A 19,976-nucleotide genomic window follows, 5' to 3' on the forward strand; every position below is an offset into this window, starting at 1 on the left:
ATAAACATCATGGAAAATAGATCTAGTGGATGTGATGAGAAGAGTACCAAAGTAGTTTTTGCGTGTTCTGGTGCTGCCGATGTGGGTGAGCTAACTGATTTAGTTGCCCGGAAACTTCAAAAAAAAGGAAATGCCCAAATGAAATGTTTAGCTTTTGTGGGAGCTGGGATTACTGATATGATAGATTCTGTTCGGGGAGCAAAAATTCTTGTTATTGATGGTTGCCCAAAGGATTGCGGCAAATTGGTTATGTGTAAAAATGAAATCTCAGATTTTACGCATTTACGTTTAACCGAATTAGGATATGCCAAGGGAAAAACTCCCGCCGACACACACAATGTTGATGCAGTTTACGAAGTGGCATGTACTCTTCTGTAAATACGAATTTTACTTAGGAACACCATTTTAGGGAAGGTCAGTCACGTCGCTCCCCTGAGTTTTGTTGCCGCAAGTCTAGGTCTTGTCGTCGCAAGTCTGAAGTTTGTTGTCGCAAGTTTGAGATTTTCCGTCGCAAGTCTGAAGTATTCCGCCACAAGTCTGAGGCTTTCCGTCGTCGGAAAAGCTTGTAAATGCTCAGGAAATAGATAAATGTGTTATACCCGATAATAAAGGAGCACAAGCCGAATAGGATGTGCTCCCTTATTGAATAATTTCTAGAAATGACTGCTATTCACTTCTTAAGGATTCAACCGGATTTTGATTGGCTGCCTTCCAGGTTTGTCCGCCAACAACCAGCAGTGCAAAAATTGCGGTTATCAATCCTGCAAATACAAACGGGAGCGGGCCTATAGTGATGTGATAGGCAAATTGTTCCAGCCAGTGTTGCATCATATAATATGAAATGGGGATTGATATGACAAAGGCTATTGCAATCCATTTTAAGAAATTAGAAAACAGCAATAATGAAATCTGGCTGATACCGGCACCTGTTACTTTCCGGATTCCTATTTCCTTGGTGCGTTTTTGAACCATAAATAGAGTAAGGGAATACAATCCTAATAGCGCAAGAATGATAGAAAGTGCCGATGAGTAGCCTGTTAGTATTTGCGATCTTTCTTCAGTTTGATATCGATCGCGGCAGACATCATCAATAAACATATGGTAATTAACTCTTTCCGGATCAACTTTTTTGAATGTCTCTTTTATTTTGCTCAGCAAATCAGTCATGTTATTGGTCTTAACTTTGAGTAATACAAATTGAATATTTCCATAGTGACTGAAGCAACTAAACATCAATGGAGCTATTTTTTCCTGCAATGATGCGTAATGAAAATCCTTAACAATGCCTTGGATTTCATACTTGGCTTCATGAAACCATACGATTCTCCCCAAAGGGTCATCAACTTCCAAATATTTAACGGCAGCTTCGTTTAGTATAATTCCTTTGCAGTTTTCAACCTGAGTCTCATTAAATTCATTTCCTTCAGCAACTTGGATTCCCAGAGTTTTGAAATAGTCCGGCCTTACACGATATTCATTAAAATTTTTCGTGTTTTTAATGTCAGCTCCATAAAGCCGCAATAGTTGACCGCTTCCGCTATAGCCGGGAAGATGATGACTGGCACTAACAAAAGAGATTTGAGGTATTTTTAAAAGTTCTTGTTTGATTGAGGAGTAAGCTTGTGTTTGTGTTTGGCTCAGATTGTTTATCGCAATTACTTGTTCCGTATCGAAACCCAAATCAGCATTTTTCATATAGTCAATCTGTTGCTGAGAAATGATAACTGCCGAGATTAAAACAATGGATGCTGAGAATTGAAAAATAACCAGAATTCGAGAAAGTAAATTGGTGCCGTGATTACTTGGAAGCTTTCCTTTAATGATGGAAGCTGGAGTATATCGGGTAATTGTGATGGCTGGATACAAGCCTGAGATAAGCCCAACAAGTAAAGCCATCACGGGAAGCCCTATAAATAGAAGGGGATTTGATAAATAATTAATAGGTAATTCTCTGTTCATTAAATGACCAAAAAAAGGCATTAGGATTTCGGCGATTATTACAGCAAATAGAAGCGCAATGGCAGACATTAGTGTGGTTCGGCCTAAAAAATCTTTAATTAAATCGATGCGCTCTGCACCAATCGCTTTTTTGATACCAATTTGGTTTAATTTCCCATCGTATTGAACGGTAATAATATTGATGAAATTAATTATGGCAATAATCAATATTAAAAAAGCCAGAAAAATATGTATGTAAATGGTATTGATATTTCCACCGGGTTTTAAGATTTGCTGATAGTTTGATCTTAAATGGATATCACATAAATTTTGTAAGTAAGATCCTGCTTTCCCACCATATTCACCAAATCTATCATCAAGCATTTTGGTGTATTTAGCTTCAATTTTCTTAATTGCTGTATTACGATCAACTCCTTGCTTTACTAAAATATAGGTTAAGTATTCCAAACTTTGGAGCCCTGCCTTTCTAGGGAAACCAGAAAATGGTAATAGCATGTCAAAATCGTAACTAGAGGTGAGGGGAAGATCTTCGACAACCGCACTAACAGTGCATAAATTACCACCAAACATTTCGAATTCTTTACCTTCTGCATTGGTGGTTCCAAACAGTTTTAATGCTGTTGTTGCATTAATAACAAACCCATTAGGTTTTGAAAATAAATTGGTTGATTGCCCTGAAATTGGTTTTAGGGTAAATATCTTGTAAAAATTTGTATCTACGTATTGGCAGCGAATTCCGTTGAAATGTTTATCGTTTACTGTCGCATTTTGTGTATACCCTCTATACAATTGAGTAATTTCTTCTATTTCGGGTATTTGAGAAGCGAAGTTTTCATTGGTTAAACGCAGGCCGGTTTCGTATGGGGATAACTCTTTTCCAGTATCATTAAGTAGGGTAATTAGCTTGTAAATCCGTTCCTGTTTCGTGTTGAATTTATCGTAGCTCAATTCGTGCTGAACGTAAATAGAAATAAGGATTACCGCAGCCATTCCAACAGCAAGACCAAAAATATTGATAATGGAATTGAGTTTGTCTTTTGCCAGACTTCGAAAAGAGAGTTTAAGTTTGTACCAAAGCATTGAGTCGATTTTATTAGGGGATTAAAAGTAATAAGATTGTTAGATATTTTATAATACTGCAGTTGCTCTGATTTGTGAATGAATATCTTTTTGGTTTTCCGAAACTATTTTGCCATCAAACAAATTAATGGTACGGTGAGCATATTCGGCATCTGCCTGAGAATGGGTAACCATCACAATGGTAGTCCCTTCTTTGTTTAATTCTTCGAGTAATTGCATTACCTCTTTACCGTTTGTTGAATCTAAATTACCGGTTGGTTCATCAGCCAAAATTAGTTTCGGATTCGAAACCACAGCTCGTGCTATGGCAACTCTTTGCTGTTGTCCGCCCGAAAGTTGTTGTGGATAGTGTTTCGCGCGGTGCGAAATATTCATACGTTCCAATACTTCCAATACCTTTTCTTTCCTCTGTACCGATGGAATTCCCATGTATAGTAAAGGCAATTCTACATTTTCAAATACAGTAAGTTCATCAATCAGATTAAAACTCTGGAAAATAAAGCCGATGTTTCCTTTTCGGTATTTTGTTCGTTGTTTTTCCGTTTTTTGAGATACATCTACATCATTAAAAATGTAATTTCCTTCGGTCAGATTGTCTAATAAGCCAATGATATTTAAGAGAGTTGATTTGCCACATCCGGATGGTCCCATAATCGCAACAAATTCTCCTGTTTTAATGTGGATATTCACCTTGCTTAGAGCTGAGGTTTCAATCTCCTCAGTTCTAAATATTTTCGCCAGAGCTTCTGTTTTTATCATTTTGTTTAATTTGTGTGTTTCGATTTGAATGAGCCAAGTATTGTGCCATTGTCAAATGATACAGAAATACAGGCATTTGTGTTCGTGATGAGAAAAATAGTGTTGGAAAATCCAACACGTGATGTCGATATTTACAACAATATGATTATTTTAACCAATGAATTTAAATTGATAAAAGAATGGCAGGAAAAGGAAAGCTTTTAATTATAGATGACAACGTGGAGCTATTATTTGCTTTGCAATTATTTCTTAAGCCTCATTTTGCAAAAATAGATACCATTAAGAATCCCAATCAATTGCTTTCACAGCTTGAAGTGGACGAGTATGATGTTTATTTGTTGGACATGAATTTTAAGGCAGGAATAAATTCTGGAAATGAAGGTCTATATTGGTTAAATCGAATTTTAGATTTTGATTCGAATGCCTGCGTTGTTCTTATAACAGCTTATGGTGATGTAGAATTGGCTGTTAAAGCGATGAAAGAGGGTGCCGTCGATTTTATTCAAAAATCATGGGATGAAAATAAGATTTTATCAACATTACTTTCTGCTTATAAATTGCGGAATTCGAAACTCGAAATAAAAGGATTAAAGGAAAAACAGAAACAAATCAATCATCAGATTAATAAAAATACTCAATTTGTTAGGGGGAATTCCAAAGGCATGCTGGACGTTTTTCGAACTGTCGAAAAAGTTGCTGCAACTGAGGCTAATGTTTTAATTACAGGTGAGAATGGAACAGGAAAAGAGGTAATTGCCAGGGAACTTCATCTGTTATCGCACCGCAAAGATCAGGTGTTTGTAAGTGTTGACTTGGGTTCTTTGAGCGAGAACTTATTCGAAAGTGAATTGTTCGGCTCTAAAAAAGGTGCTTTTACCGACGCAAAAGAGGATCGAATGGGGAGATTTGAATTGGCATCAGGAGGGACGCTGTTTTTGGATGAAATCGGAAATGTTCCCATACATCTGCAAACAAAGTTATTGACAGCCATTCAAAACAAACAGATTGTTCCCGTGGGAGGAAATTCTCCTGTTGAAGTAGACGTTCGCATACTCGCGGCCACAAATTGTAATTTGCTTGAGATGGCTGCAGATGGTCTGTTTCGGGAAGATTTGTTGTATCGTTTGAATACAATTACGATTGAATTACCAACACTGCGAGAACGAATTGATGATATTCCTGAATTGGCTGATTTTTTCCTGCAGAAATATGCCGATCAGTATAATAAAGGAGAATGTACTCTTGAGAAATCAGCAATAAAGAAACTTTCGCAATATTCATGGCCAGGAAATATTCGCGAATTTCAACACATTATCGAAAAATCAGTTATCTTATCGGACACTAAAAAATTATCTGCTTCGGATGTTTTAATTGGAGAGGGATTTCAATTATCTAAAAAAATATTGGATAGTTTTAATTTGACAGATAATGAGAAGTTATTAATTGAGAAAGCAATAAAGCATACTGGTGGGAATATGAGTCTTGCGGCGAAGGAATTAGGGATAAACCGGTCTACATTATACGATAAAATTAAAAAGTATGATTTATAAAAGATTTTATGTTTGGATGGTTGTTCAAATTATTTTGATATCCCTTACGCCGGTTTTGTTTTGGTTCACACTCTCAAAAGAGTACATGGTGGTAACGACCTTTAGTCTTTTTGCTTTATGGATTTTACAAATTGGATATCTTATTTTTTATATCAATAAAACAAATCGCGATTTGTCCAGATTCTTTTCTGCCTTTCAGTATCAAGATTCTACATTGGTATTTAATGAGCAAAAACAAGACAAAGCATTCCAAAATCTGCATCACAGTTTCAATCGTATTATCAATGCATTTGGAAAGGTGAAGATTGAAAAAGAGAAGGATTTTATTTTCTTTCAAAACACGGTAGAGCTGGTGGGAGTTGGATTGTTGGCGTTTGATCACAACGGAAATGTGCGATTGTGCAATAAGGCTTTTAAGGATCTGTTTTTGGTTAAAGAATTTCAGAACATTTCAGAATTGGATTGTATTGAAGAAGAGTTTCCTGATTTTTTACTTAGAGTAAAGACGGGAACACAAAACCTGAGGAGATATTTGGTGAAAAGTCGAATTTTGAAATTGGCAGTTAAGGCAGTCGATTTTCGATTGGAAGAGGATTGCATAAAATTGATTGCTTTTCAGGATATAAAAAATGCAATTGACAAGGGGGAAATGGATGCGATGCATAAATTAATTCGGGTGTTCACACATGAAATTATGAATTCGGTGAGTCCTATCTCTATGTTATCGGGAAGTTTAATTGATTTGTATGAGAAAAATGGTGATCAACCATGTAAGGAAATATTGAGCGATGGCGCTATTTCAAATACTTTAATGGGATTGAAAACCATTCGCAAAAGGAGCAAAGGCTTAATGACTTTTGTTGATGGGTACAAAAATTTAACACAGCTACCTAAACCTCATTTTGAATTGCTCTCAGTTAAGAAATTGTTTTCGCATATCGATACTCTATTTAAGGAAGAGTTTAAATCAGAAAATATTGAGTTTACAACCCATTTGTATGATTCTGAGCAGGAGCTAATTGCAGATGAGAAACTAATTTCACAAGTATTGATCAATTTGATTCGCAATTCGATAGAGGCACTAGAGAATACGGAATCTAAATCAATTTCTATTTCGACAGGACAAGGAAACCCCGTTAATTTTATTATTGTTCGGGATAATGGCAAGGGAATTCCTGATGATGTTATTGATACTGTTTTTACACCCTTTTTTACGACAAAGGAGAAAGGGTCGGGAATAGGATTAAATCTCTCCAGACAAATTATGAGCTTGCATGGTGGTACAGTATCTGTTCGGTCAAAACCAGATCGATTAACAGAGTTTTCTCTTCAGTTTTAGTCCTGTAAATCGAATAGTAAGAGTGTTTTAAAATTGGAAATGCCTGAAAATTTATTGCGGAAAAAAAGCGGGATTTATATTGCTATACTTTAGTTCATCCAGATTTATTCGGCTAATCTTTTCATCCAAAGTTTGAAGTAGATCATTTAATTTGCTGCAAGGATATTCAGGACACTCTGCACAGGTAGTGTATGATTTCTTTCGGGCACAATCCCTAACCTGGCATTCTGCGCAATGTCGAAATTTTTTGCCCCATGGCTCATGACATCCCTTGCAGGTTATTTCGCAAGCTTCATACTTATTTTCTTTATCTGACCAAAGTTCTGCAATCTTTATTCGTACAATGGCCTGATTTTTTTTTGTTGCCACATAAGCAGGACAAGTTGAACAGTTAACTCCGCAGTAGGCTATTTTATCTTTCTCCTGAATTTTTCCCATTTTAGCACTGAGGTTTTTTACTTCATGATTCTCTTCACTCGATCTTCAATTACAGAATTATATCTTTAAATATAAGGAAGATATTGAAGTTTTCAAGATGTTTTAAAGCTTATTGATTATAAATTAAACGGGAGTGTTTTGCTCTTTGGGTCGAGAAAAAGAAATGCGGTTTTATGCATGTAGTTTCAACTTTTTGGTTGAAAAACAGGCATCAAAAAATCCCCAAAGATTTCTCATTGGGGATGTACTATTTTTAAAGATAATCTTATTTCTTTTGCTCTTTAACTTTGCATGTGTTAATGCCAAAAAGTCCGTAAGGAGGGCAGCTCCCAACAAGGCTTGTAATAAGGAACATGCCTGCAATTATTAAAGCTACAATTCCAATAGTTCCTGTAATGATATTCATAAAATAAAGGATTGCTAGAATAAGAGCTACAATTACTCTTAAAATACGATCAATCTTACCCATGTTTTTTTTCATAGTCTGTTACGTTTAGTTGACAATATCAATTTCGTTTATTGGTTCAATAAATATAGCTTGTTTTTCTGCAAAAGTTGTAAAGCGTGCTAAATTGGTTCCATCAACTTCCTGAAAGCTTTTGGTGAAAAATAGAAACAAGGATTTAGCAAATGGATTGGTTCCTTCAATAGAATAGTGTGCAATTATTTTAGTGCCATTTTCTGATTCTGAGAATGTAAAATGGTTGTATTTGTGCATCCATCCAGCTACGAATTCCGTTTCAACCATTTCGTTTTCTTTATAATCCGTCAGTGTTTCTATTAATTCGACAATTTTCCCATCATTGTCTACCATCATTTTGTATCTACTTCCAATTCTGTTCTCCGTTTCGGTGATTGGTTCAAAACTTTGAACTTCAGTAAGCCATTCCGAAAGTCGGTTGTGATCATTGAATAATTGAAAAACCTCTGCTAAGGGACGATTAATTGTGGTTTCAAGTTGATATTCTTGTTTGTTTAGGAAAAGACCAAGTGTAATGAAGGTTAGAATTGCAACAAGCAATATAATACCCGATTTTTTTAAGGTTCTCATGAATTTATTTTTCGATGAATGATTTAAAATCAGCCAATCCCTTTTCGAAATCTGGCCCAATGGCTTTATCAATATTCATAAATACCATCATTAAGGTTGTTGGAAATGTATTGTTTCCCTTGAATCCCCAGGTAACTTCGGTTCCTTCTGCAACTCGTTTGATTGCAAAAAAACCGGTACTGGTCGATTCAAATGGTTTTAAAAAACGAAGTTCTGTTTCAATATAAGAGGTGGGTTCTATTTTGGTAATTTCTTGTTCTCCTTCTCCAACCTCCTTATTTCCTATCCAGTGTGAAGTCGAACCAAGCTCACCATCAGTTCCATTGTATTCAACAATCATATCTGGGTCTTTAGAACCCCATGGAGACCAAACCTGTTGGTCTTTTAGAGAGCAAAGACTTTTGAAGACTGTGTCGATATTGGCTGAAACTACAATTTTTCTTTCAACATGGTAAGTTTTAGGGGCAATAAAATGAATAATAGCCACCAAGAGGCCAAGTCCAAGTAGAATGTAAAGCAAAATTTTCATGGTGTAAGGTTTTGGTTAGTAGTTACCTGGTTAGTGTGGTAATGCAATTTTATTAAGCTTTAAACATGATTTACTAAAGATAGGGAATTTTCATTTTTAATTTGGAATGATTCAAAAAAAAAGAGTCCTGTTCAAGAGGACTCTTTTGTAATTCGTATTGCTGTTATAGAAAGATAATGCCGGCTTTTTTACAGGCATCCCTTAATTCATCAGGCCAAATACTTGACTGCACTTCCCCAATATGAGCTTTTTGTAACAGGAACATACACAATCTTGATTGACCAATTCCACCGCCAATAGAATAAGGGAGTTTTCCTGCAAGAAGCTTTTTGTGGAACATAAGATCTTTTCTTTTTTCTTCGCCACAAATTTTTAATTGCAATTTTAATGCTTCTTCATCAACTCGAATTCCCATGGAAGAAATTTCAAATGATTGCTCAAGTATAGGATTCCAAAGTAAAATGTCACCATTCAAACCATGATATCCATTTGAGCTCGGTGTTGTCCAGTCATCATAGTCGGGAGCTCTGCCGTCATGAGGTTCTCCGTTTGCAAGCTCACCACCAATCCCGATAATAAATACAGCACCAAATTCTTTGCTTATTTTAGTTTCACGTTCTTTGGGTGTCAAATCAGGATATTGCGCCAATAATTCCTCAGAATGAATGAATGTTATTTCTTCCGGAAGAATTGGCTGAAGAGGTGCATGATACTCGCTTAAAACATATTCTGTTCTTTTAAGCGAAGCATATATTTGCTTTACTGTTTGCTTCAGGAAATCTAACTTGCGGTCGGCTTTTGTTATTGATTTTTCCCAATCCCATTGATCTACATAAATGGAATGAATATTAGTGAACTCTTCATCAGGACGAAGGGCATTCATGTCTGTGTATATCCCTTTGCCGGTAGGAATATCTAGTTCTCCCAACATAAAGCGTTTCCACTTTGCAAGAGAATGAACCACTTCCGCTGTCTGATCATCTAAGCCTTTAATTGGAAATGACACAGGGCGTTCAATACCATTCAAATCATCATTAAGTCCTGTTCCTTTCATTACAACCATAGGTGCTGTAACTCTTCGTAATTTTAATTCAGCAGCCAAATGCAATTGAAATTGATCTTTAATAAATTTAATGGCTTTTTCTGTTGCATCAAGATCCAATGTGCTTTGGTAATCTTTTGGGATAAATAAGTTTTTCATTTGTGGTAAATTTTGATAATGAGGAGTTTTCCTCAAGTTAGATTGATTCAAAAAAAAACCTTTCTCGTTGATAAGAAGGGCTGATATATGTATAACAATATCCTTTCTCACCCAAGAGGAGAAATATTATTGATGTTATTATTTTGAAATTGCTTGTTCATGTACAGGTAAAAAAAAAGCCTTCCCGAATTGGGAAGGCTTGGTAATTGAATATTTTTATTTATTCTATAAGCTTCCCGATTTCAATGAATAATTATTCATCAAATTATTGAAAAGATTATTGAAATTAAATTTTTGGTTCATTTTGGATGAGTTTTACTTTGGCTAAAGTAGAAATTTTAATTGAATCAGCAAAAAATTCTTGTTTTTCTTACGGTTAAATGAATTTTGGCAGGATAAGGTTTTGTTTTACACCTTTTTAATTAGTCTGATGTGCAAATGAAAATATCTTTTAAATTTTTCATGGAATTATTTTGAGATCAATTCAAAATAAGTAAATTTACTTCATAATAATTTAAATTTCTTAAGTAATGCCTACAGGTACAGTAAAATTTTTTAACGAATCCAAGGGATTCGGATTCATTAAGAACAGCGAAACAGGAGAAGATCTCTTTGTTCATGTAACAGGATTAATTGACAAAATTAATGAGGATGACGAAGTAACTTTTGACCTTGTTGAAGGAAAAAAAGGAATGAACGCGGTTAATGTAAAAATTAACTAAGTCGGAATAAAATATTTTTCCTTAGTAAAGCTCAATGTAATGTTGAGCTTTTTTTGTGCACTACATTTCACCTTTACGGGTAATAAAGAATATTAATCAAGGAAACTTTTCCTTTGACTTTTTCTAATTGCAGATTATATTAATTTTGTAGGATGATCAATGAAATAGAAACACTGGTTGGGCTAAATAAGATGTGCTCGGATACATTAATGGAGCACTTGGGTATTGTTTACACTGAAGTAGGAGAAAACTACTTAGTTGCAGAAATGCAGGTAACACCTAATCATTGGCAACCGATGAAAATTTTACACGGTGGTGCAATACTTGCATTGGCCGAATCTGTTGGGAGTGCTTTATCAGTAATTAAGACCGATGTGGAAAAATTCGATGTGAAAGGAATGGAGATTAATGCCAATCACATTAGAAGCACACGAACCGGGATTATAACAGCAAAGGCACATTTCATTCATAAAGGAAGCTTGACTCACGTTGTTGAAGTGAATATCCTAAATGAAGATGAAAAGTTGATTTCGGTGTGCCGAATAACCAATGTGATATTAAAAAAATAAAATGGTGGAAAATAGAAATGAATTGTCTTCTTTCTTGTGCTGCTGTTTGCAGAATAATTTCCCCTTTTTCGCTTATCAGTTGCCTAAATCAGGGATGATTCAGATAGGAGTTCAAACCGATCTGGATTTGAAGGATTATCATTCTTTGTCAGAATTGGATGAGCAGAATGGCTTTGTGTTTTCTCCATTCGATATAGAAAGTTGCCATAAATCATGGTTCATACGCAGTGATATTAATTTGGCTGCGACTGAAATTGATTCTGGTTCGATTCAATTACTGCGATCAGCTGATATTAAGATGGATGAGGCATATCCTTTAGGTCGGATTTTTGAAAGTCCGCATGAATTGTATTTTGATCAGGTCACCAAAATGATCAATGATTTAAAACAATTCAAGTTGGAAAAGGCAATTTTATCTAGAATTCAAATGTTAGATGGGATGGGGATGAATTGCGCCGTTGATTCATTCTTGAAATTATCAGAATCTTACGATTCTGCATTTGTGTTTTTGGTTTCGATACCCAAAGTTGGAACATGGATTGGTGCAAGTCCGGAAACTTTATTGTCATCAAAAAATAATGCAATTGAAACTGTTGCTTTAGCAGGAACTCAAAAACTTGCAGGTAGAATAGTCGATCAAATTAAATGGGAACAAAAAGAGGTGTACGAACAGGCTTTGGTAAGTTCGTATGTTGAAAAGGTGCTGGAAAATCACAATGTAAGCGACTATCATCGAACTGGCCCGGTAACAGCTCAGGCTGGGAATGTTGTTCACCTAAAAACAACTTATATGCTCCCAAATGGCATGAATTTTCATCAATTGTCAAACTTAGTTCAAGATCTTCACCCAACTCCTGCAGTTTGTGGATTACCCAAAAGCAAGGCTATGGATTTAATCAGGGAGATTGAACGGCACGACAGGGAGTATTATGCCGGTTATTTGGGGCCAATTGAATCGAACGGATCGATTTCCCTTTTCGTAAATCTCCGCAGTATGAAAGTGCTTGAAAATCAGATGGCTCTTTTTGTTGGAGGTGGAATAACGGCTGATTCAATTCCTGAAAAAGAATGGGAGGAAACCTGTTTAAAAGCTCAAACCTTACTGAATGTGATTCGTTCGTAAGGCAAGCCCAATAAATTATTATAAATTTGAGCAAACATACATTCAAAATGCAATCTTTTGCATTTTGAATGCTCGTATCGATTAAAGAAAAATAGATTATATGCAACGGACTTATTCGGATATTAAAGGGATTAAAGAATTAATTGATATCTGTTGGGCCAAAGGGATGGAATACGTAATTGTTTCGCCTGGTTCTCGTAACGCACCTTTAAGTATTTCTTTTGCTAAAGATGATCGAATTAAGAGTTTGGTGATTGTTGATGAAAGAAGCGCAGGTTTTTTTGCACTTGGCATTGCTCAGCAAACAAGAAAACCGGTTGGCTTGGTTTGTACATCGGGTACCGCATTGTTGAACTACGGACCTGCGGTTGCCGAAGCTTTTTATCAGAGATTGCCTTTGGTGGTTATTTCAGCTGACCGCCCGGTAGAGTGGATTGGGCAGGATGATTCGCAGGCATTGCCACAGGTCAATGTTTTCGGACAATTTGTTAAGGCGAGCTATCAGTTGCCATTGGATGCAAATAATCAGGATGACTGCTGGTATCTGAACCGAATGGTGAATGAAGCATTATCGAAAGCTCAAAGTGGAAGATTAGGACCTGTTCATATCAATTTTCCTTTGCGGGAACCGCTATATGGCGTGAAAAGCTATCCGAATTCGATTGAGCGGGTGATTGGAAAAATCAATTCGGTTGATCAGTTAAGTTCCAATACAATTGATTCTATTGCTGATATTATCAATTCCAATCAGAAAATTGTAATTGTAGTTGGTTTGCTGCATCAGCAAATCGAATTGAATGAATTGCTTGCCGAATTGGCTCAAAACAAGAATGTTGTAGTTCTTACCGAATCGGTGTCGAACCTCCACAATAAACAATTTTTGCCTTGTATCGATCGGGTGATTTGCTCGATAAAAGAGGAGGAATTAGATGATTTTAAGCCAGACTTGCTGATTAATTTTGGCGGGCCATTGGTTTCGAAAATGATTAAAACATTTTTAAGAGATAACAAGCCAACAGAGCATTGGTTTATTGGAAAAGAGGATCATTTTATCGATACATTTAAAAACCTTACTTCTCATATTGATGTATCGCCATTGGCTTTTTTCAAGCAACTATTGCCATTGATAAAACCATCTGATAGTTCCTTTTTAGAACATTGGAAAGGCAGAGATGCTGAGGTTTCTGAAATTCATGCCGAATATCTTAAAGGGATAGAGTGGAGTGATTTAAAAGCTTTTGAGCAAATCCTAAATGGGATTCCTGAAGATGGAAATCTTCAGTTGGCCAATAGTTCAGTTGTGCGTTACGCACAATTATTCAAAATATCAGGTACACATACTTATAATTCGAATCGTGGAACCAGTGGTATCGATGGCTGCACATCAACCGCAGCAGGTGCCGCTTTGGTGAACGAAAAAACAACAACTTTAATTACGGGTGATATCAGTTTTTTCTACGATTCGAATGCATTGTGGAATAAATATTTGCAGTCTAATTTTAAAATTATTCTGATTAATAATGGAGGAGGAGGAATCTTTCGTTTTATATCCGGTCCTTCGGGAGTTGAGGAATTGGAAGAATATTTTGAGACTGTGCAGGATTATAAAGCCGATAAATTGGCTGAAACATTTGGTTTGGATTATTTTCATGCCGAAAATGAAGAGGAAGTGAACAATGTGCTTCCTGATTTCTATGCCTCAAACAAACGTGCGGCAATATTGGAAATTAAAACGCCCAGAACGGTGAACGATCAAGTATTAATAAATTATTTTAAAACCATAAAATCAAAGGTATGACAACCAGAGCCTGGACTACCATTAAAGAATACGAAGACATTAAATTCGATTTTTTCGAAGGGATTGCAAAGATAACAATCAACCGACCAGAGGTCTATAATGCATTTCGTCCGCAAACCAATTTTGATATGTTGGATGCGATGGAAATATGTCGCGAACGCAGCGATATTGGTGTAATTGTGTTTACCGGAACGGGAGATAAAGCGTTTTGTTCAGGTGGCGACCAAAATGTAAAAGGGGTAGGTGGTTATATTGATGAGCACGGTGTACCTCGTTTAAATGTATTGGACTTGCACAAAGCAATTCGCTCTATGCCCAAGCCGGTTATTGCCATGGTAAATGGGTATGCAATTGGTGGCGGACACGTACTCCACGTTGTTTGTGATTTAACGATTGCTTCTGATAATGCGAAGTTCGGACAAACAGGACCAAAAGTAGGTAGTTTCGATGCTGGTTTTGGTTCTTCCTTTTTGGCTCGTCACGTAGGTCAGAAAAAGGCCCGCGAAATCTGGTTCCTTTGCAAGCAATATACCGCTAAAGAAGCCGAAGAAATGGGAATGGTGAACAAAGTGGTTCCTTTAGAGCAATTGGAAGATGAAACTGTAGACTGGTGTAAAACCATGTTAATGCGCAGCCCAATGGCATTGCGAATGATCAAACGAGGTTTAAACGCTGAGTTGGACGGACAACGTGGATTAATGGAATTTGCTGGTGATGCAACCATGATGTATTACTTGATGGAGGAAGCACAGGAAGGAAAAAATGCTTTCCTTGAAAAACGTGATCCTGACTTTCAGAAATTCCCTAAATTTCCAGGTTAAAGAATATAACTGTAGGGACACGCCATGGCGTGTCCCTATTTCATTTCGGACAATGACTGTCATGTCCCTTACGATAACCTAAAATGAAGATCCTCCTAGCCACTTCATCGAATCTTCCCGCGATCAAATATCTACACCCCTGCCACCGACATTACACTTTAGAATTAAGAGGAAATGAATATCTGTTTACTATTCTAGAGGTTTTTACTTTCTTTGCATCTCAATAAAAATATTGAATATATGGACGAAAATGTTAGAGTAGAATACCGTTTTTCGCATTTGTTAGATGTAGATTATGCTTCTCATCCCAATATGACGACTTATGAGGGGAAGATCTTAATCCATTCATATGATGAATTTGATAATTATGATCTGGATGAGGTCGAGATTGGTACGATCTGTTTAGAGATGTACGACTTGAATTTCGAAGCCGAGCATTGTAGCTTAATGGACGCATTTGATCATTCTGCCTCATCTCTTGCGGTGGGAACAGCTATATTAGACGATACCTATTCTACTATTAATGATCAGATTTTAGACTTGGTGGGCGATAGTTTCAATACGAATATTTTGCTTGTCAATAGATTGGAGATAAAAGAAAAATACAGAGCTAAAGGATATGGTAAATATGTCTTAAATAGTTTAGATATCTATTTTAAATCGACCTGTGCTTATGTGGTTCTTAAAAGCTTTCCTCTAGGTTTCGAAGGAATCACCGACGATAAAAATTACGATAAAGCACAAGAAAGGCTCAACTCATTTTATTCCAGATGTGGCTATAAGAAGATACCTCAGGTTGCAGAAAAAAATACTGAAGAAGATGAGTTTAACGAAGACATTGAATACTTACAGGATGATGAAATAAATCACATTTTTGTTAAAAATATTGCTCCTGTATAGAGATCCGGTATAAAGTATATAGACAAGCCTTGCTCTCGAACGATTACATCTTGTGTTTTGTAGGCAGTCTAGTACTAAACAAAACTTGTCTTGGTTGCAGAGGAGAACCCCAAACCCCTACAGGGGCTTACTGACAGGAGTTTTGGGAAGAAGTTATCTTTTGGGGAATTTAGGGGTTCATGAATCCATTTTTTCATTATCTTGATCACTCAAAATAAAAAAGAAATACAATGAAAATCCGCCTAGCCACTTCATCAGATCTTCCTGCCATTAATGATATTTACAATCAAGCTGTACGTAAAAAATATTGTACTGCCGATTTGGATGAAATTAGTTTGGCGCAGCGTACAAAATGGTTTGAAAGGCATCAATCTGATCAATATCCAGTATTTGTAGCAGTTGAAGATGATCGGGTAGTGGGATGGATTTGTTATAGTGCATACAGGGCAGGGCGCAGGGCTTTGCAATCTGCTGCTGAGGTGAGTTACTACATAGATGAGGAGAATTTGCAGAAAGGAATTGGCTCTCAGTTATTGCAGTTTTCTATTGACGAAGCTTCCAAATATAAATTTAAAAGCCTCTTTGCGATTTTATTGGCGGCAAATTTGGCAAGCCTAAAACTTCTTGAGAAATTTGGTTTCGAACGCTGGGGCTTAATGCCTCATGTAGCCGATATCGACGGTGAAATCTGCGATCATTTATATTATGGAAGAAAAATCTGAGGTTTTTTAAACTTGTTCTGATTCTTCATGGCTTCTCAAAACAATGGTAAAGGTTGATCCTTTGCCTGTTTCACTTTCTATTAAGAGTTGTCCTTCCAAAATATCCAAATAATCAAGAACAGTGGGCAAGCCCATACCTGTTGTTTTTTGTCCTGATAAACCTTCAATTCGAATCGGATTTTTTTGATAGATACTCTCAATAATTTCCTTCGACATACCTAATCCTTGATCTTTAACTTCAATATAGAATAGGTTATTGGCAGAGTAGGATCGAATTGTGATTTTTCCTCCTTTGTAACTATATTTAATTGCATTTTGAATGATGTTCCGAAATAGGAATTTACAAATGTTAAGATCACTTGTTATTCTTAGTTCTCCAGTAAAATCAATTTCAAAACTAACTTCGCTAAGATTTATACGAAAGGTTTTGGTCATTTCAGTTAATACCTCATTGATATCAAATTCAGTATAGGTTAATTTCGGACCGTCTTTTAGTTGATTTGTCCCCCAATAAAATAAATCTTCCAATAGGCCATTTGTTCTTGTGGCAACATGAAAAATATCTTTATTGAATTCGTCTTTTTCTTCTTCGCTAATCTCAAAATCATCATTGTTTATAAAAGTAGATAAGTTTAAAAGCACTCCGATGGAACCACGTAAATCGTGAGCGAGAATCGAAAAAAACTTATTTTTATTTTGAATCACCTTTTCGAGCTCTATATTGGTTTCGTTTAATTTTGATGTTTTTTCAAGAACGAGCTGTTGCAGAGCTTTGGCTCTGTTTTGTTTTATTTTCAGCCAGATGATTAATATTAATACAAGAACAATTAATATAATGATGCTGATAACGCCGATTTTTAGAATTAAATCAAAATCTTTTGGCTCATTTAGTATGATACTGTTTTTAGGCAATTGACTTTTGGAAACATTAAAATAAATCAATTCATTGTAATCGAAAACATATGAGCTTGGAAGATTGTTGAATTGCGGGATGTCATTAGTAAAAGGTTCCTGTATCAATTTTAAGGCAAGCATTCCAGCTCTTTCACCTTGTTCATAGCCTCTTGTAATTTTTCCGCCAAATAAGCCTTTGTTGAGGTAAAAATCCCAGGATCCAAATATTGGAACATGTGCAACCTCTTTAATTTGTGTTATGCCTTTTTGGTAGGATATAAATTTTCCATTCTTATCGCGATTAAGTACAAGCAAATAAATTACGTAGGAGTCATCTAAATTCCTGATTGTTTGCTGTAGGCTTTCCATTGTGAATTCAGAAATCGACTCAAAATTAAGGCCTTTAAATTGAGGTGTAATTTTTTTTAATTCTTTTTGAATAGCTTGTCCTGTTTCGGTATTGTCATTAATAATGAAAATATTTTTTCTATTTGGAAATATGCGCTTTATGGCCGAGATGGTTCCGTAATGATCGGCCTTTTCTCCATAGCCAAAAAAATTGGGATAATCTTTGAGAATGTCTGGATCCATATTATTCACACCGCAATAAATTACAGGGATATTTGGATAGAATTTACTCCCATAATCTTTCATGAAATCAAAAGCCGCATTATCGCTGGTAATTATAGCTTTAAACGGCATTTGTTTAGCCTTAACTTTATAAATATTTTGCAAAGCTTTGAAGTATTCTTCATTATAATTACGCTTAGTGTCCAGATATTCAAAAATCAAATTAATATCTGGTCTGTCTTTAAAAACGCTTCGTATTCCGTTGGTTATACTATCAGTCCATGCTAATCCTTGGTGGTAGCTATGAAGAACCAAAACATTTGTCTCATTTTTAGATGAGGGTTGAGCAAAGATTGGTGAGCTTCCAATAGTTGAAATGGTAAGAAGAAAAGAGATGATGCAGAAAGCTAATAATTTTCGCATGTTTTCATGTTTAAATTAATGATGCCATTAAATTCTTTACGTTACAATGCTGCATTTGTTGGCGTTTAGCGCTATTTACATTGGATAAAAATAAGTTTATGATGTCTGATCAATCCCCTTTAATCCCAATTCATCTGAAATATTCTGCATTCCCTCAATACATCCTTGTATTAAATCGGAAAGTTCCATATTAAGCATTTCGGCCCCCCTTGCAATCACAGTTCTATCTACACCGGCAGCAAATCGCTTGTTCTTCCAATTTCTCTTTACGGATTTCACTTTAAGGTCTAGTAGCGATTTCGACGGCCGAATTAGAGCTGTGGTAGTAACCAAACCAGTTAACTCATCAACAGCATAAAGTGTTTTTTCAAGTATTGTTTTAGGCTCAACCTCTGTGCAGGTCAACCATGCATGACTCTCAACAGCTCTGATGTATTCTTCGGGCCAATTCTCCGATTCTAATATTTCTCTGGTTTTTTGACAGTGCTCTTCCGGATATTGATCCCAATCCAAATCGTGAACGAGTCCTATAATTCCCCATTTATTTTCATCTTCGTTGTGCTTTTTAGCGTAATATCTCATTACTGCCTCTACGGCTAATCCATGTCTGATAAGACTCTCCGATTTGGTGTGTTTCTTTAAAAGTTCGAATGCTTCCTCGCGGGTAGGGATGTGTTTCATGACTTAGGAATTAAAAATTATAAATAATGCTACTCATATTGAAAAATTAGGATTACGAGAATCCGTATTTAATAACAGCATTGAATTTAAGGAAGAATTAAATATGATGAGGTATGAATTGGGATAAATGAGTAAGATTATCATCTTTAATCTTATGAAATCAGAAAGATCAGCGTCTTAATTTTGCGTACTATTCTTTTATAACCTAAATTTAAATAGTAAGTTTAAGATCTTAAAGTCTTAATTTGAATGGTATGAGTAATCAAAATAGTACAAGAAGAAGTTTTTTTCAGAAACTGGGGCTAACAATAGGGGCTGCTGCATTAATTGAAACGGAAGCTTTAGCTGATATTAACTTAAATCGTTTTTCATCAGAACAGGATCGTGAGATTTTTTTGCAGAAGTATGAAACCTGGGTAAATAACTATATTGAAGTGGTTGAGAAGGAGAAGTTATCTAAATCAGACATTTCTAATAAGCACCGAATCATGGAATTATCAGAACAAGCCAGTGGGTGGCGGGAGCAGATTAAAGAATATCTGAAGCATGATGATTTTAAAAATAGATACATTTCACTTTCAAATAAATTTGCCGAATCAATAACTCCTGAATTGGAGGCATAGATATCGTTTTTTACATCAATTATTTTATCCGAATTCAGAAAGAGTGATGTATTGCATCACTCTTTTTTTGATTTTGAATCAATAGCGTCTTGCACTAAAATAAGGATTAGCTTGCATTTGTTTTGTAATTACAGGGTTGGGATGTGTATTTGTTTTGTCGGGGTCGTTTTTATGCGCCATGCTTTTTAGGCCTTTTTTAAATAGCAATAATGGAGTTTCTATCT

General features: G+C 35.8%; 21 protein-coding genes. 12 read left to right on the plus strand and 9 right to left on the minus strand.

The features are described 5' to 3' along the window. The first annotated feature begins 9 nt into the window (after positions 1-9). Complete coding sequence (locus tag ALGA_RS16310; RefSeq protein WP_096430951.1) at positions 10-378, plus strand: putative zinc-binding protein; 369 nt, start codon at positions 10-12, stop codon at positions 376-378. 288 nt (positions 379-666) lie between these two features. Here ALGA_RS16310 and ALGA_RS16315 read toward each other — a convergent pair whose 3' ends face one another. Then, complete coding sequence (locus tag ALGA_RS16315) at positions 667-3,039, minus strand: ABC transporter permease (RefSeq protein ID WP_096430953.1); 2,373 nt, start codon at positions 3,037-3,039, stop codon at positions 667-669. A gap of 48 nt (positions 3,040-3,087) precedes the next feature. Then, positions 3,088-3,798, minus strand: coding sequence for an ABC transporter ATP-binding protein (locus tag ALGA_RS16320; protein WP_096430955.1), 711 nt, complete (start codon positions 3,796-3,798; stop codon positions 3,088-3,090). A gap of 48 nt (positions 3,799-3,846) precedes the next feature. On the opposite strand from ALGA_RS16320, the gene ALGA_RS23005 reads away from it, so the two are divergent. Genes ALGA_RS23005 through ALGA_RS16335 form a run of 3 tightly spaced genes read left to right on the plus strand, consistent with a single transcriptional unit; the run spans position 3,847 to position 6,687 of the window. After that, a complete protein-coding gene (locus ALGA_RS23005) occupies positions 3,847-4,002 on the plus strand; it encodes a hypothetical protein (RefSeq protein ID WP_153244856.1) in 156 nt (51 codons plus the stop codon). Continuing rightward, positions 3,978-5,348, plus strand: a complete 1,371-nt coding sequence (locus ALGA_RS16330) for a sigma-54-dependent transcriptional regulator (protein WP_096430959.1) — start codon at positions 3,978-3,980, stop codon at positions 5,346-5,348. Before ALGA_RS23005 ends, ALGA_RS16330 begins: the two co-directional genes overlap by 25 nt. After that, complete coding sequence (locus tag ALGA_RS16335; RefSeq protein ID WP_096430961.1) at positions 5,338-6,687, plus strand: sensor histidine kinase; 1,350 nt, start codon at positions 5,338-5,340, stop codon at positions 6,685-6,687. Before ALGA_RS16330 ends, ALGA_RS16335 begins: the two co-directional genes overlap by 11 nt. A 51-nt stretch (positions 6,688-6,738) precedes the next feature. On the opposite strand, the gene ALGA_RS16340 is transcribed toward ALGA_RS16335, so the two are convergent. The 5 genes from ALGA_RS16340 to asnA form a co-directional block, all read right to left on the minus strand. Beyond that, the gene (locus tag ALGA_RS16340; RefSeq protein ID WP_096430963.1) at positions 6,739-7,125 is read right to left on the minus strand and encodes a DUF3795 domain-containing protein; all 387 of its coding nucleotides are present in this window, start codon (positions 7,123-7,125) and stop codon (positions 6,739-6,741) included. Positions 7,126-7,390: 265 nt separating this feature from the next. Continuing rightward, positions 7,391-7,606, minus strand: a complete 216-nt coding sequence (locus tag ALGA_RS16345) for a YgaP family membrane protein (RefSeq protein WP_096430965.1) — start codon at positions 7,604-7,606, stop codon at positions 7,391-7,393. A 12-nt stretch (positions 7,607-7,618) separates the two neighbouring features. Beyond that, positions 7,619-8,176 carry an SRPBCC family protein gene (locus ALGA_RS16350; RefSeq protein WP_096430967.1) on the minus strand — a complete coding sequence of 186 codons (558 nt, stop codon included), beginning with the start codon at positions 8,174-8,176 and terminating at the stop codon, positions 7,619-7,621. 4 nt (positions 8,177-8,180) lie between these two features. After that, positions 8,181-8,705: an SRPBCC family protein gene (locus tag ALGA_RS16355; protein WP_096430969.1), complete on the minus strand. Its 525-nt coding sequence runs from the start codon at positions 8,703-8,705 to the stop codon at positions 8,181-8,183. A gap of 163 nt (positions 8,706-8,868) precedes the next feature. Then, on the minus strand, positions 8,869-9,906 hold the full coding sequence (gene asnA / locus ALGA_RS16360; protein ID WP_096430971.1) for an aspartate--ammonia ligase: 1,038 nt from the start codon (positions 9,904-9,906) through the stop codon (positions 8,869-8,871). A gap of 530 nt (positions 9,907-10,436) precedes the next feature. Here asnA and ALGA_RS16365 point away from each other — a divergent pair. From ALGA_RS16365 to ALGA_RS16395, 7 genes are all read left to right on the plus strand, one after another. Continuing rightward, complete coding sequence (locus tag ALGA_RS16365; protein ID WP_096430973.1) at positions 10,437-10,628, plus strand: cold-shock protein; 192 nt, start codon at positions 10,437-10,439, stop codon at positions 10,626-10,628. 152 nt (positions 10,629-10,780) lie between these two features. After that, positions 10,781-11,197, plus strand: coding sequence for a PaaI family thioesterase (locus tag ALGA_RS16370; RefSeq protein ID WP_096430975.1), 417 nt, complete (start codon positions 10,781-10,783; stop codon positions 11,195-11,197). Between the two features lies 1 nt (position 11,198). Beyond that, positions 11,199-12,320 carry an isochorismate synthase gene (locus ALGA_RS16375; RefSeq protein ID WP_096430977.1) on the plus strand — a complete coding sequence of 374 codons (1,122 nt, stop codon included), beginning with the start codon at positions 11,199-11,201 and terminating at the stop codon, positions 12,318-12,320. A 100-nt stretch (positions 12,321-12,420) separates the two neighbouring features. Then, positions 12,421-14,118, plus strand: coding sequence for a 2-succinyl-5-enolpyruvyl-6-hydroxy-3-cyclohexene-1-carboxylic-acid synthase (menD, locus tag ALGA_RS16380; RefSeq protein WP_096430979.1), 1,698 nt, complete (start codon positions 12,421-12,423; stop codon positions 14,116-14,118). Further along, complete coding sequence (gene menB, locus ALGA_RS16385; protein ID WP_096430981.1) at positions 14,115-14,939, plus strand: 1,4-dihydroxy-2-naphthoyl-CoA synthase; 825 nt, start codon at positions 14,115-14,117, stop codon at positions 14,937-14,939. The genes menD and menB overlap by 4 nt, the downstream gene beginning before the upstream one ends. A 240-nt stretch (positions 14,940-15,179) precedes the next feature. After that, entirely contained in the window at positions 15,180-15,839 is a 660-nt protein-coding gene (locus ALGA_RS16390; RefSeq protein ID WP_096430983.1) for a hypothetical protein, read from the plus strand. A 230-nt stretch (positions 15,840-16,069) separates the two neighbouring features. Beyond that, a complete protein-coding gene (locus ALGA_RS16395) occupies positions 16,070-16,561 on the plus strand; it encodes a GNAT family N-acetyltransferase (RefSeq protein ID WP_096430985.1) in 492 nt (163 codons plus the stop codon). A 6-nt stretch (positions 16,562-16,567) separates the two neighbouring features. On the opposite strand, the gene ALGA_RS16400 is transcribed toward ALGA_RS16395, so the two are convergent. Both ALGA_RS16400 and ALGA_RS16405 read right to left on the minus strand, forming a co-directional pair. Beyond that, positions 16,568-18,448 carry a sensor histidine kinase gene (locus ALGA_RS16400; RefSeq protein WP_096430987.1) on the minus strand — a complete coding sequence of 627 codons (1,881 nt, stop codon included), beginning with the start codon at positions 18,446-18,448 and terminating at the stop codon, positions 16,568-16,570. A 96-nt stretch (positions 18,449-18,544) separates the two neighbouring features. Beyond that, positions 18,545-19,129: an HD domain-containing protein gene (locus ALGA_RS16405; RefSeq protein ID WP_096430989.1), complete on the minus strand. Its 585-nt coding sequence runs from the start codon at positions 19,127-19,129 to the stop codon at positions 18,545-18,547. A gap of 254 nt (positions 19,130-19,383) precedes the next feature. On the opposite strand from ALGA_RS16405, the gene ALGA_RS16410 reads away from it, so the two are divergent. Continuing rightward, the gene (locus ALGA_RS16410; RefSeq protein ID WP_096430991.1) at positions 19,384-19,752 is read left to right on the plus strand and encodes a hypothetical protein; all 369 of its coding nucleotides are present in this window, start codon (positions 19,384-19,386) and stop codon (positions 19,750-19,752) included. Positions 19,753-19,976: the final 224 nt, after the last annotated feature.

The sequence above is a fragment of the Labilibaculum antarcticum genome (genome assembly GCF_002356295.1).
GTDB classification, from domain to species: domain Bacteria; phylum Bacteroidota; class Bacteroidia; order Bacteroidales; family Marinifilaceae; genus Labilibaculum; species Labilibaculum antarcticum.